Source organism: Longilinea arvoryzae (genome assembly GCF_001050235.1).
Lineage (GTDB): Bacteria > Chloroflexota > Anaerolineae > Anaerolineales > Anaerolineaceae > Longilinea > Longilinea arvoryzae.
This window is the reverse complement of the sequence record NZ_DF967972.1, coordinates 54,217-65,943: the sequence shown is the minus strand read 5'-3', so window position 1 is coordinate 65,943 and position 11,727 is coordinate 54,217. Positions and strand designations below refer to the sequence as shown.

Below are 11,727 nucleotides of genomic sequence, written 5' to 3'. Positions count from 1 at the left end.
GAACCGTTCCGATGGAGATCGGACGAAAAGGAGTAAATCATTATGGGATGGCGACCGGGGTTGCCTGAAATTTTACTCATTCTGGCCATCGTTTTACTGCTGTTTGGGCCAGGACGGATTGTGAAGATCGCCAACGAATTGGGCAGCAGCATCAAAGCCTTTCGGGACGGCCTGCAAAAGAAAGACGATTCCGAAGAGGATAAACCGCAGGACGAGACCAAGAAATAGGGCTTTGCCCGTGACAGGTTGAAAGACAATGGATTTCTTGGGAATCGGGCTGCCGGAATTGGGGCTGATCCTGGTGATCGTATTGATTGTGTTGGGCCCGAAAGACATGGTCAACACAGCCAGACGACTTGCCAGGACGATTCGATTATTAACCCAATCGGAATTCTGGCGGACCACCCGGGAAGCCTGGAAGATGGCTCAGGAACTTCCCAATGAATTGCTGCGCGAAAGCGGCCTGGAGGAAACTCGCGAAGAATTGAACAAGATGGGCAAGGACCTGAATCAATGGAAACGCGAGGTCGACGCCACGCTGCAACCGGGCAACCACCGCATTCTGCCGCCCGCCCGGCCGGCCGCCCAACCGCAGGCAGACGATTCTAAACCCCAGGAAAGGCCGGCAGGCGAACCTTTGCCGCCCGAAGCGACTCCCAGTGACGCAAACTCAGACCAATCCACCCCCGCCCATGGATAGCACGCCGCATCCTTCCGTGCCCGCCGGCAACAGCGCCCCCCGCAATCCAGCGGGTTCGAGCGCCGGCCGCGCTGCACCGCCGCCCTCCACGACCGGTCTGGACGGCATGACGGTGCGCGAATTATGGGAAGGGCTGCAGGAGCACTTCAACGAACTGCGCAAGCGCCTGATGATCATCGTGGCGGTTTTGTTTGTGACCACGTTTGGCAGCTTTTATTTCGCGGCGCCCTTGATCAGTTGGCTGGCCAAACCAGCCGGGGGTACCTCCAAGCTGATTGCCCTGGAGGTGACCGAGAACATGGGCGTGTTCATGCGCGTCTCGATGCTCAGCGGTCTGATTCTGGCCCTGCCGGTGGTCGTATATGAGATTCTGGCGTTCGTGCTGCCGGCCCTGAATGAAAATGAGCGCAAGGTGTTCAATCGGATTGCGCCGCTGGTGACGGCGATAGCGACGCTCCTGTTCATTGGCGGGGCGGCATTTTCCTATTTCGTCCTCCTGCCGGTATCCATTCCTTTCCTGACGAACTTTCTGGGCATCACCACCACGCTGCGACTGGGCAGCTATTTGAATTTCGTCACCGGTTTAATGTTCTGGTTGGGAGTGGGGTTCGAAACCCCCATCGTGATCTATTTTCTGGCGCGGTTGAATATCGTCACCGCCTCAGGCCTGCTCAAGCAGTGGCGAATAGCAATTGTCATCATCGCCATTGCCTCTGCGATGATCACGCCGACCGTCGATCCCGTCAACATGTCGCTGATGATGGCGCCGCTCATTGCCCTTTTTTTCATCAGTGTCTTATTCGCGCGTTTTGGACAAAAACCGCGCAGTGAATCGTAATATTGATTACAAGTGAGGATGATGCATGCCAACTGAAGTAGAGATCATGGAGGCCCTGAAGAAGGTCATCGACCCCGAACTGGGCCGCAGCATCGTGGATTTGCAAATGGTGCGCGATTTGAAGATCGACCCCGAGGGGCTCGTATCTTTCACGCTGGCGCTGACCGCTCCCGGCTGTCCGTTGAAGGACCGCATGCAGCAGGATGCGCACGCCGTACTGACCGCGCTGCCGGGCATCCGGGATGTGAAAGTAACCTTTGGGGCCATGACGGAAGAGGAACGAGCCGCTGTTTTCGGCCACTCCACGCCCAGCCTGCCCAAACTGAACGAGTTCTCCAAGATTGGTCAAACCATTGCCGTGATGAGCGGCAAGGGTGGGGTGGGCAAGTCGCTGGTGACGGCTTCGCTGGCCGTCAATCTGGCCCGCCAGGGCAAGAAGGTGGGTATTCTGGATGCCGACCTGACCGGCCCGAGCATTCCCAAGCTGTTCGGGCTGCCGCCAGGCGGCGTGCGCGGCTCGGATATGGGCATTTTGCCGGGCAACACGCGCACCGGCATTCGCATCATGTCCACCAATTTGCTGGTGCCGGAAGAGGATACCGCAGTGGTCTGGCGCGGCCCGATCGTGAGCGGCACCATTCGCCAGTTCTACGAGCAGGTGCTGTGGGGACGGTTGGATGTGCTGCTGATCGATCTGCCGCCGGGCACCTCGGACGCCAACCTGACCGTGGTCCAAACCATCCCGCTTGACGGCGTGGTGCTGGTGACGACACCCCAGGCGCTGGCCTCGCTGGTGGTGCGGAAGGGCGTGCGCATGCTGCAGGAGCTCGAGGTTCCCATCCTCGGCATCATCGAGAACATGAGCTATTACACCTGCCCGGATACCGGCAAGCCGCACGAGATCTTCGGCCCCAGCCATGCCGCCGAGGTGGCCCAACTGGCCGGCGCAGCCGTCGCGGCGCGTTTGCCGATCCGGCCCGAGATTGCCGCGCAATGCGACGACGGCAGGGTGGAGGATGTGACCATTCCCGAACTGGAGGCCTTTACGCGCCAGTTGGCGGGCATTCCGGCGGCCGCCTGAATCGGAATTCGAGACTTTTCCGAAAATTGCAACGATATTGCAACATATTTATTAACATTTTTTAATGCATTTCGCGACGTTTTCGGTTATTATAACTGTGTCAAACGGCTGGGTGCCCCCCTCACCCCGCCGTTTGACGCTTTAAAGGCCAAGAATATAAGTGCTTCCGAAATTATTCAAGAACGTCCGGAAGGGTAAAAAGCCCTTCCGGACGTTCTTTCAATGACGGTATCGGCGATTCGAAAAGAATCAGGCAGCCTGCATTGCCGGCTGTTCAATGATGATTGCGCCGGGAACAAATTTTACGCCATTCATCACCGAATCGCCCACCGGGCAGCGGCTTTGAATGAATTTCTGGAATTCGGCCACCGCTTCGGGTGAACTGCTGGTGACGATGTGCATGTTAAAACGAATCTCCTGGAAGCCGTTGCGCACGCCGGGTTTGCCCTTCAAGAACCCATCCGGATCCAGATCGCCTTCCAATTCGACCCAGAAATCCTGCAGGTCGATGTGTTTGGCTTTGGCAAAGGCAACCGCCACGATGGACTGGCAGGAACCCAGCGCGCACAAAAGGGCCTCCACCGGATTCATGCCTGTGTTCGTTCCACCGAGTTCTTTGGGTTCGTCCAGCGTTATTTTAAATCCGCGCACTTCATTTTCGACGGCCAGACCGCTGGTAAGGCGGGATGTCGCTTTAAAAGTTGTAATCGCCATGCTGATCTCCTTTTCCATTGCATTGATCGTTCGGGGTTCAGTTTAGTGCAGATATTCACAAGCCTTCAAGGCGATTTGTCAATCTTTAAATAGGATAGGTTTCCTGAAATTACTCCATTTAATATTGAAATCACGCGCACTTTTTGTTGAAACTGCGCCAGCGATCACCGGTGTTACACCTGCAAAGCCGGTGCTTCACCTGCGAAGCCGGTGCTAAAATAAATCTGTTCCTAAAGGAGGAGAGATGGCCGAGAAACGATCTGGCGTTTTACACCCCACTGAACGAACGACACGAACGCGGGGCATCGGAATGGTTTTTGCGCTCGTCCTGCTGTTGGTAATTTTGCTGGCCGGCTGTGGAACGATTCTGCCGACGCCTACGCCGACGGCGCCGCCGCCAACCCAACCGCCCCCCGAACCATCGGACACGCCAACGCCGCTGCCGTACGCCAAGGTCAAGGTTTACTATATCGCGCTGGAAGACAACGGCGTCAGTGGCGCGCCGGTGGGCTGCGGCGACAGCGCAGTCCCCGTGGAATTTGTGGTCGACTTTGGCAAAGAACCCATGACCTATGCTTACGAAAAGCTGCTCTACGAACACGAACGAACCATAGGCGAATCGGGACTGTACAACGCGCTCTACCAGTCGGATTTGACGGTCAAGAGCGCCGAGATCAAGGATGGGAAAGCCATCGTTGCCCTGGAAGGCACGCTGATGTTGGGCGGCGAATGCGACAACCCGCGCGTTCAGGCGCAGCTCGAGATGATTCCCGCCCAATTTGCGGATGTGACTTCGGTCGAGATCACCATCAACGGCAAATCGCTGGCCGAGGCGCTTTCGCTGAAGTAAATCTGAACCAATGACTTTTTGAGAACCGCCTCCGAGGTTGGAGGGGGTCCTTTTTACGCGTTTATTTCGAGAGAACCCGGCGTTTGCGGCAACGCCTGCTAAAAACCGTTTGCGCCCGGGCAACTTTTCGATATACTTGAGCCAGACTCTAAAGGCGGGCGACGCACGGCTCCGGCCGCGAGGATGGGGTCTGTTCGGAAGAATCGCCGGACCTTTTTTACATCTTTATCAAATCTTTTTTTTCACTTGAAATCATTCGCACCAGGAGGAGAGACCTGCATGTCCAAACAGAATATCGAGATTCCCTGGGGAGCTGAAAAGCTGCCCATTTCTTTACCGGAAAGTTGGGAGTTGTGCGGCATTCTCGAACCTTCGCCGCGCTCCGCCGTGGCGGACGCGACCGCCGAGACGGAGCGCGCTTTGAGCGAACCGGTCGGCTCGATGCGCCTGGGCGCCATGGTAAAACCTGGCGCCAATATCGCGCTGGTGATCGATGATGGCAGCCGGCCGACGCCGGTGGCCAGCCTGCTGCCGGCCGTGCTGGCGGAACTGTTGCGTGGCGGGGCTTTGCTCGAGAAGATTACCGTCGTACCGGCGTTGGGCGTGCACCGCATGATGACGGACGATGAGGTCGTTCAAAGGATCGGCGGCGAGTGGGCCGCGAAATTGAAATGGGAACATCACGATTGCGATGATCCACTACGCCTGGCGGACCTGGGCGTGACCAGCCGCGGCACGCCGGTTTTGATCAACCGCACGGTGGCCGAAGCGGACCTGGTCGTTTCCATCGGCTGCATCGAACCCCATATCATCGCCAGCTTCGGCGGCGGCTACAAGAATATCATTCCGGGCGTGGCCGGACGCGCGACCATCGCCCATAACCACGGGTTGAATTGCACGCCGGACACCTTCAACATGGTCGGGCAGCCCATCGAGAGCAATCCGATGCGCCTGGATCTGGAAGAGGGCGCCAGCAAGCTCAAAGCGCCGGTGTTCATTATCAACGCCGTGCTCAACAGCAGCCTGAAACCGGTGGCAGTGGTGGCCGGCGACCCGATCGCCGCGCACCGCGCCGGGGCGAAGATCAGCGCCAGCATCTACGGCGTGCCGGTGCCCGGCCTGGCGGACGTGCTCATCACCGGTTCGCACCCGATGGACCAGGATCTGCGCCAGGGCGTGAAGGCGCTGGCCAACACGATCCGCGGCGTGCGTCCGGGCGGGGTGATGCTGAACCTGATTCGGGCCGATGAGGGCGTGGGCGTGTTCGGATTGGCCGCCCGCAAACTGCCGGTGGGGCGCAAAGCGCTCAAACTGCTGGCTCCGCTGCTGCTGCCGCGCATCTCCAAAATCAAACTCAACGGAACGAACGAGGAGGATAAATTCTTCCTGTATTTCGCGCTGCAGGGCATGCTCCGCGCCGACCTGCTGCTCTACGCCCCGACCATCCCGGAAAAGATTCACGAGAATTTGCCGTTTGTCACCTTCATGCCCAGCGTGGAGGCCGGCATCGAGCGCGCCCGCAAACGTTTCCCGGGCAAAGCCCGCGTTCTGGTGGCGCCGCACGCCGGCATGACCTATCCAATCCTGCCCGAATAGCCGTTTCATTTGGAAAATCAGCGATTGGGGCCAAATTCAGGCTCATAAACAGGTTGCCCTGCGCTCAAATTTCTTGTACAATTGTTCTGTCAGGATGAAATGCCCCAGAAAGCAAAATCATTTCCTGAAACATCGTCCTTCATCCTTCTTCTTTTCAGAAAGGAACCAAATTATGTATCAGCACATTACCATCGTTGGCCGGCTGGGACGCGATCCCGAAATGCGTTATACCCCCAATGGGCAGGCGGTGACCAGTTTCAATGTGGCTACCGACCGCCAGTATACGGATGGCAACGGACAGCGGGTGAAAGAAACCACCTGGTTCCGCGTATCGGTGTGGGGAAAACAAGCTGAGACTACCAACCAGTACCTTAAGAAAGGCTCGATGGTATTGGTGGACGGCCGGTTGACCTGCGATCCCAAGACCGGCGGGCCGCGCATCTGGAAACGCCAGGACGGCACCGAAGGCGCATCCTTCGAGATTTCGGCGAACTCCGTGCGATTCCTCTCCACCCGCAGCGAAACCAGCGCGGGCGGCGGCGAACTCGGTGAAGAAGCCCCATCCGTCCCCGCCGCAGGTGAAGAAGACATTCCCTTCTAGCCCAAAGGCTTAACCCTATGACAGAACCGACTCCGCGCGGCCTTCCGCCCATGGAATTGCCTGCCGATTTAGGCATCGTATACAGCAATGTGGTGCGCATCAGCCATTCGCTGGCTGACTTCGTTTTCGATTTTACCCACCTGCTGCCGGGACAGGAATCCAAAGTGGAGGCGCGGGTGGTCATGTCTCCCCAGGCCACCAAGCTGCTGCTGCGCGCGCTGCTCGAAAACCTGTCGCGGTATGAAGCGGCCAATGGGGTCATCCAATTGCCAGGCGACAACTCGCTGGCCACCGATTTGTTCCGTAATATTCACCCGCCCGAATAACCGGGCGGGTGATTCCTTTCCCACTGGACTCTTTTATGGATTTTTTTGCCGACCTTTCCGAACAAGTTCACGCTGATTTTGAAGCGCGCAATCTGGCGCGCGATCAGGCGTTGGTTCAGGCGCGCGCCCTTACGCGCCACGCCGCTCAAACGATTCGCGCCATTCATCGTTCAGAGAACGACCTGGCTCACGATCACCTGCGCGAAGCGCGCGCCCTGGTCGATGCGCTCAAACACGACCTGGCTGCCTTTCCGGATCTGTATTACGCCGGCTACACCCAGGACGCCATCAAGGAATACGCCGAAGCCAGCCTCACCGTGGCGGTGATCGAAAATCAGTCCCTGCCCATGCCGGCCGATCTGGGCATCGAATACAACACCTACCTGAAGGGACTGGCCGAGGTCACCGGCGAACTGCGCCGCAAGACGTTGGATATCCTGCGCCAGGGCTATTCACCCGAGGCCGAGCGCCTGCTGACCTGTATGGACGAAATCTACGCGCTGCTGATTACCGTGGACTACCCGGACGCGATCACCAACGGCCTGCGCCGCCAGACGGATCTGGTGCGCGGCATCGTCGAACGCACCCGCGGCGATATGACCATCAGCCTGCGCGAACAGCGCCTGCGCGAGGCCATGCAAAAGCTGGCGGCGCGCCTGCCGGACGTGGGTGAATTGCCTGAGATGGGCGATTTCTCCACCGAACCGTCCCAGGACCAGGATGCGGACGATACGAGCGTCTGAAATCGGGACCTTTCAGTTCTGCCGCCGGGCCTGGTGGTACCAACGCCAGGGGGTGACGCCTGAAAATCCAATGGAACTGGCCGGCGGAAGCGCTTATCACCGCGCGCACGGCCGCCAGGTGCTGACCGGCCGGCTGGCGCGTCTGGCAGCCTGGCTGCTGTTGGGCCTGGCGCTGGTTCTGGCAGTGGCCGCATTGGCCCTGGGCTGGTTGGGCTGAGGCTAACATGGGATTGTGGATTGCCGCGTTGGCGGCTGCCCTGCTGGCCGCGCTGTTGTTGTGGTGGGGAAACCGGCAGCAGCTCAGCGCGGGATTGCCGCGCGGTCGCGTCATCTACGCGGACCCTAAGATGTGGGGACGCCCGGAGAAAGCCTTCTTCGACGTGCAGACCGGATTGACCGGCAAGCCGGATTACCTGGTGGAACAGGGAGGCGACCTCCTGCCGGTGGAGGTGAAAAGCGCCTGGGCGCCGCCCGCGCCGTACGCGAGCCACCTGTTTCAACTGATCGCCTACTGCCTGCTGGTCGAGCGCGCCACCGGAAAGCGCCCGCCGTATGGAATCTTGCGCTACCGGGACCGGACGTTCGCCATCGATTACACCCACGAGTGGGAAGAACGCCTGCTGGAGGAATTGGATGTCATGCGCGCGCTGGAAAAACGCGGCGAGGCGGATCGCTCGCACGATGAAGCCGGGCGTTGCCGTAAATGCGGCTACCGTTCGGTTTGCGATCAGAAACTGTAAGTTGGTATAATCATCTTCATGCCAAGCCAGACGTCTCCTTCCTATGATCGTATCGCCGTCGTCTACCCGCCGCAATTGCCGGAAGCCGCCGCGGAAGGTCAGCACGTGGCGCAGGCCCTGCGCGAGTTGGGTGTGAGCCACGTGGTGGCCCGCCATATTTCGAATGAGGAACTGCGGGCGGAGATGAAAGGGGGCGTTTTCGATCTGTTGATCGCGCTGGGCGGTGATGGCACCATGCTGCGCGCCGTTCACCTGAGCGCTCCGCAGGGCGTGCCGGTTCTGGGCATCAATTATGGGCACTTTGGCTTTCTCATCGAAGTGCAACGCGAAACCTGGCGTCAGCGCCTTCCGGACCTTCTGGCGGGCCGCTGCTGGGTGGAAGAGCGGATGATGCTGACCACCGAGCACTGGCGCGGCGGTTTGCGCCTGGGCAGCTGGCAGACTTTGAACGAGGCGGTGGTGGCGCGCGGACAAATCGTCCGGCCCATATTGATCACCGCCCAGGTCGACGGCAGCGAACTGGCCAGTTACATCGCCGATGGACTGCTGGTTGCCACGGCGACCGGTTCGACGGCTTATGCGTTGGCGGTTGGCGGGCCCATCATGCCGCCTGAACTGCGCAATATGCTGATCGTGGCCATCGCACCGCACCTATCGGTCGATCGAGCGGTGATCTTACCGGAAGGCGCGCGGGTGAGTCTGAAGATTCAAACCTCGCATCAGGCTGTTTTGAGCGTGGACGGCCATCCGCCCGCCCATTTGGAAAACGGAGACGAGGTGCGCGTGGCTGCCAGCGACCATATCGCCCGATTTGTTCGCTTCGAAGAGCAGGGGTATTTCTATCGCAACCTGACTCGCTTTATGCAACAAAACCCTTCCACCGGTGGAACGCGATGAACGCTGAGAATCAAGTCATTCCGGAAGATCCTACACCAAAGCTCTATTGTTACAACCATCCGCAGCGTGAAACCATGCTGCGCTGCAACCGCTGCAACCGTCCCATCTGCAGTGAATGCGCCGTACTGACCCCGACCGGTTACCGCTGCAGGGAATGCATCCGCGGTCAGCAAAAGACCTTCGATACCGCGCGCGCCTTCGATTATCCGCTGGCGGTGGTGGTGGCGGGTGTGATTTCTTTCCTGGGCAGCTACCTGGCCGGTTTCCTGTGGTTCTTTATCCTGATGGCCGCGCCCATCGTGGGGGTGATCATCGCCGAAGCGGTCCGCTGGGTGGTGCACCGCCGGCGTTCCAGACTGCTATCCCAGGTGACCACCGTGGCGGTGGTGGTGGGCAGCCTGCCGTTGTTGGTGGTGGCCCTGCTGCCGCTGTTTATGGGCAATCCGTTGAGTTCGCTGATCACGCTGCTGCTTCGCGGCGCCTACACTGCGCTGGTTACCACCAGTTTCTATTACCGCCTGACCGGCATTCAACTGGGGCGGTAACAGCCCTCTCGAACGGGGTACGGGTCTATGCTGATTGAGCTGCGCATCGATAATTTTGCCATTATCCAGCACCTTGAGTTGGACCTGGGCGCCGGGTTGCTGACCTTCACCGGCGAGACCGGCGCGGGTAAATCGATCATTCTGGACGCCATCATGGCCCTGGTGGGCGGCAAGGCGGATGCCACCAGCATTCGCGCCGGCGCCGATCGCGCCAGCCTGGAGGCCGTATTTCGCATCCCGGCCAGCAGCCGGGCTGAAATTCAGGCCCTGCTGGAGCGGGAAAACCTGCTGGACGAACCGGATACGGTTACGCTGGCGCGCGAGCTGCGCCGCGAAGGCCGCACCGTGGCGCGCATCAACGGCCGCAGCGTGGGCCTCAACCTGCTACGCGAGCTGGGCGATTACCTGGTGGATATTCACGGTCAGGCGGAACACCTTTCATTGCTGCACGTCAAATCCCACCTGGGATTGCTGGACCGCTACGCGGGAACCGAGGAAGCCCTGAACGCTTACCGGCAGACATTTCACGTGCTGCGCGGCGTGCAGCGCGACCTGGTTGGCTTGCGCCAGAGCGAACAGGACGCCGCACGCAAAACGGACCTGCTGAATTTCCAGGCCAACGAGATCGAAGCCGCTAATTTGCAGGCCGGCGAAGAGGAAGAACTGCGCCAGGAACGCACCCGCCTGGCCAACGCTGAGAACCTGGCCTCGCTGGCCCAGCAGTCCCTGGCGGCGCTGGACGAAGGCTCACCGGAAGCGCTCTCCGCGGCCGACCTGCTGGGGCAGGTGGCCCAGGCTTTGAGCGGCCTGAGCCGCATCGACTCCAGTCAGCAGGGGCTGAGCGATCAGGCCGAGACGCTTTCGGAAATGGCGTCTGATTTGAGCCGCGAGCTGCATGCCTACCTGGAGAACATCGAATTCAACCCGCGCCGTCTGGAGCAGATCGAAGAACGGCTGGAGCTGATACACAACCTCAAACGTAAATACGGCAGCGACGTGCAGACTGTGCTCGATTTCGCCGTGCGGGCGCGCGCCGAACTGGAGACGATCGCGCACGCCGGCGAACGCATTGCGGAACTGGAAGAGCAGGAAGACAAGCTGCGCCAGGAACTGGCCGGACTGGGCTGGGCGCTTTCAGAGCAGCGCCGGGCAGCCGCCGGGCGTCTGGGCGAGGGGGTGGAGCGCGAGCTGGCCGACTTGAGCATGGCCGGGGCACGTTTCGCGGTGGATATCCAGTTCGAGCCGGCCGGCAACGGGTTGATCCTGCCGGATGGCCGGACGGTGGCCTTCGACGAGAGCGGCCTGGACCGGGTGGAATTTCTCATCGCGCCCAACCCGGGCGAGGGTTTGAAACCACTGGTCAAGATTGCCTCGGGCGGCGAAACTTCGCGGCTCATGCTGGCGCTGAAGAACGTGCTGGCCCAGGCGGATTACATCCCCACGCTGATCTTCGATGAGATCGACCAGGGCATCGGCGGCCGGGTGGGCACCGTGGTGGGCGAAAAGCTGTGGCAGCTCGGGCGCCAGCACCAGGTGCTGGTGGTGACGCATTTACCGCAACTGGCGGCCTTCGGCGACCGGCATTATCGCGTCAGCAAGCACGTCCAGAACGAGCGCACCACCACCCAGGTGGAAAAATTGAGCCAACGCACGCGCGAGGAAGAACTGGCCCAGATGTTGGGCGGGGTCAGCGAAGCCAATTTGCACGCCGCCCAGGAAGCGCTGGCCCTGGCCAACCAATATGCCAGCCAACCAGATCATAAAATCCCATAAAACACCAAAATAGTCAATAATTAGGTGAAATTCCCTATTCCATTGTTTAAAAATTGACCTATAATAAATACATCATTTTTATAGACACAGGTGCACAGATCGCAGGGGCTCTGTGCGGAAAGGCCGACCGTGCAAGGGGACAGACACGGTCGGGCTTTTTTAAGGAGAAGAGGGTGAAGGGTGAGGCGTGAACCGGTAAACGGTATTCGTCAATTCAGTATTCGTCAATTCGGTATTCGTGAGCCGTGAATTGGCATTCATCATTCAGCATTCAACATTCAGCATTTTCTTCCTCTTCACTCTTCACTCCTCACTTCTTCCCC

At 59.5% G+C, this 11,727-nt stretch carries 15 protein-coding genes; 14 read left to right on the top strand and 1 reads right to left on the bottom strand.

Going from position 1 to position 11,727, the window contains the following annotated elements:
• Positions 1 to 42 precede the first annotated feature (42 nt).
• Genes LARV_RS00285 through LARV_RS00270 form a run of 4 tightly spaced genes read left to right on the top strand, consistent with a single transcriptional unit; the run spans position 43 to position 2,619 of the window.
• Complete coding sequence (locus LARV_RS00285) at positions 43 to 228, top strand: twin-arginine translocase TatA/TatE family subunit (RefSeq protein ID WP_075071761.1); 186 nt, start codon at positions 43 to 45, stop codon at positions 226 to 228.
• 28 nt (positions 229 to 256) lie between these two features.
• Positions 257 to 700, top strand: coding sequence for a twin-arginine translocase TatA/TatE family subunit (locus LARV_RS00280; RefSeq protein ID WP_075071760.1), 444 nt, complete (start codon positions 257 to 259; stop codon positions 698 to 700).
• Positions 660 to 1,538, top strand: a complete 879-nt coding sequence (tatC, locus tag LARV_RS00275; protein ID WP_152031643.1) for a twin-arginine translocase subunit TatC — start codon at positions 660 to 662, stop codon at positions 1,536 to 1,538. The genes LARV_RS00280 and tatC overlap by 41 nt, the downstream gene beginning before the upstream one ends.
• A 25-nt stretch (positions 1,539 to 1,563) precedes the next feature.
• Positions 1,564 to 2,619, top strand: a complete 1,056-nt coding sequence (locus tag LARV_RS00270) for an Mrp/NBP35 family ATP-binding protein (protein WP_075071759.1) — start codon at positions 1,564 to 1,566, stop codon at positions 2,617 to 2,619.
• A 249-nt stretch (positions 2,620 to 2,868) separates the two neighbouring features.
• Here LARV_RS00270 and LARV_RS00265 read toward each other — a convergent pair whose 3' ends face one another.
• On the bottom strand, positions 2,869 to 3,333 hold the full coding sequence (locus LARV_RS00265) for an OsmC family protein (protein WP_075075046.1): 465 nt from the start codon (positions 3,331 to 3,333) through the stop codon (positions 2,869 to 2,871).
• A gap of 244 nt (positions 3,334 to 3,577) precedes the next feature.
• On the opposite strand from LARV_RS00265, the gene LARV_RS00260 reads away from it, so the two are divergent.
• From LARV_RS00260 to recN, 10 genes are all read left to right on the top strand, one after another.
• Positions 3,578 to 4,183 (top strand): GerMN domain-containing protein, encoded by a 606-nt coding sequence (locus tag LARV_RS00260; protein ID WP_083522206.1) that lies wholly within the window; start codon positions 3,578 to 3,580, stop codon positions 4,181 to 4,183.
• A gap of 279 nt (positions 4,184 to 4,462) precedes the next feature.
• Positions 4,463 to 5,779 carry a nickel-dependent lactate racemase family protein gene (locus tag LARV_RS00255; protein WP_075071758.1) on the top strand — a complete coding sequence of 439 codons (1,317 nt, stop codon included), beginning with the start codon at positions 4,463 to 4,465 and terminating at the stop codon, positions 5,777 to 5,779.
• 172 nt (positions 5,780 to 5,951) lie between these two features.
• Positions 5,952 to 6,380 carry a single-stranded DNA-binding protein gene (locus LARV_RS00250; RefSeq protein ID WP_075071757.1) on the top strand — a complete coding sequence of 143 codons (429 nt, stop codon included), beginning with the start codon at positions 5,952 to 5,954 and terminating at the stop codon, positions 6,378 to 6,380.
• 17 nt (positions 6,381 to 6,397) lie between these two features.
• Complete coding sequence (locus LARV_RS00245; RefSeq protein WP_075071756.1) at positions 6,398 to 6,706, top strand: DUF3467 domain-containing protein; 309 nt, start codon at positions 6,398 to 6,400, stop codon at positions 6,704 to 6,706.
• A gap of 35 nt (positions 6,707 to 6,741) precedes the next feature.
• A complete protein-coding gene (locus tag LARV_RS00240) occupies positions 6,742 to 7,449 on the top strand; it encodes a translin family protein (RefSeq protein WP_075071755.1) in 708 nt (235 codons plus the stop codon).
• Positions 7,427 to 7,666: a hypothetical protein gene (locus LARV_RS19985; RefSeq protein ID WP_075071754.1), complete on the top strand. Its 240-nt coding sequence runs from the start codon at positions 7,427 to 7,429 to the stop codon at positions 7,664 to 7,666. The genes LARV_RS00240 and LARV_RS19985 overlap by 23 nt, the downstream gene beginning before the upstream one ends.
• Before the next feature lie 7 nt (positions 7,667 to 7,673).
• Positions 7,674 to 8,189 carry a CRISPR-associated protein Cas4 gene (locus LARV_RS00230; RefSeq protein ID WP_075071753.1) on the top strand — a complete coding sequence of 172 codons (516 nt, stop codon included), beginning with the start codon at positions 7,674 to 7,676 and terminating at the stop codon, positions 8,187 to 8,189.
• Positions 8,190 to 8,207: 18 nt separating this feature from the next.
• A complete protein-coding gene (locus LARV_RS00225; protein ID WP_075071752.1) occupies positions 8,208 to 9,086 on the top strand; it encodes an NAD(+)/NADH kinase in 879 nt (292 codons plus the stop codon).
• Positions 9,083 to 9,631: a B-box zinc finger protein gene (locus tag LARV_RS00220; protein WP_075071751.1), complete on the top strand. Its 549-nt coding sequence runs from the start codon at positions 9,083 to 9,085 to the stop codon at positions 9,629 to 9,631. The genes LARV_RS00225 and LARV_RS00220 overlap by 4 nt, the downstream gene beginning before the upstream one ends.
• A 27-nt stretch (positions 9,632 to 9,658) precedes the next feature.
• Entirely contained in the window at positions 9,659 to 11,404 is a 1,746-nt protein-coding gene (gene recN, locus LARV_RS00215) for a DNA repair protein RecN (protein ID WP_075071750.1), read from the top strand.
• The last annotated feature ends 323 nt before the right edge of the window (positions 11,405 to 11,727 follow it).

What these genes read in the sequence shown, in the direction of transcription:
- recN (WP_075071750.1), top strand. Translation starts at nt 9,659, where the DNA reads ATGCTGATTGAGCTGCGCATCGATAATTTTGCCATTATCCAGCACCTT.
- LARV_RS00225 (WP_075071752.1), top strand. Translation starts at nt 8,208, where the DNA reads ATGCCAAGCCAGACGTCTCCTTCCTATGATCGTATCGCCGTCGTCTAC.
- LARV_RS00245 (WP_075071756.1), top strand. Translation starts at nt 6,398, where the DNA reads ATGACAGAACCGACTCCGCGCGGCCTTCCGCCCATGGAATTGCCTGCC.
- LARV_RS00285 (WP_075071761.1), top strand. Translation starts at nt 43, where the DNA reads ATGGGATGGCGACCGGGGTTGCCTGAAATTTTACTCATTCTGGCCATC.
- LARV_RS00270 (WP_075071759.1), top strand. Translation starts at nt 1,564, where the DNA reads ATGCCAACTGAAGTAGAGATCATGGAGGCCCTGAAGAAGGTCATCGAC.
- LARV_RS00280 (WP_075071760.1), top strand. Translation starts at nt 257, where the DNA reads ATGGATTTCTTGGGAATCGGGCTGCCGGAATTGGGGCTGATCCTGGTG.
- LARV_RS00250 (WP_075071757.1), top strand. Translation starts at nt 5,952, where the DNA reads ATGTATCAGCACATTACCATCGTTGGCCGGCTGGGACGCGATCCCGAA.
- LARV_RS00265 (WP_075075046.1), bottom strand. Translation starts at nt 3,333, where the DNA reads ATGGCGATTACAACTTTTAAAGCGACATCCCGCCTTACCAGCGGTCTG.
- LARV_RS00230 (WP_075071753.1), top strand. Translation starts at nt 7,674, where the DNA reads ATGGGATTGTGGATTGCCGCGTTGGCGGCTGCCCTGCTGGCCGCGCTG.
- LARV_RS00220 (WP_075071751.1), top strand. Translation starts at nt 9,083, where the DNA reads ATGAACGCTGAGAATCAAGTCATTCCGGAAGATCCTACACCAAAGCTC.
- LARV_RS00255 (WP_075071758.1), top strand. Translation starts at nt 4,463, where the DNA reads ATGTCCAAACAGAATATCGAGATTCCCTGGGGAGCTGAAAAGCTGCCC.
- LARV_RS19985 (WP_075071754.1), top strand. Translation starts at nt 7,427, where the DNA reads ATGCGGACGATACGAGCGTCTGAAATCGGGACCTTTCAGTTCTGCCGC.
- LARV_RS00240 (WP_075071755.1), top strand. Translation starts at nt 6,742, where the DNA reads ATGGATTTTTTTGCCGACCTTTCCGAACAAGTTCACGCTGATTTTGAA.
- LARV_RS00260 (WP_083522206.1), top strand. Translation starts at nt 3,578, where the DNA reads ATGGCCGAGAAACGATCTGGCGTTTTACACCCCACTGAACGAACGACA.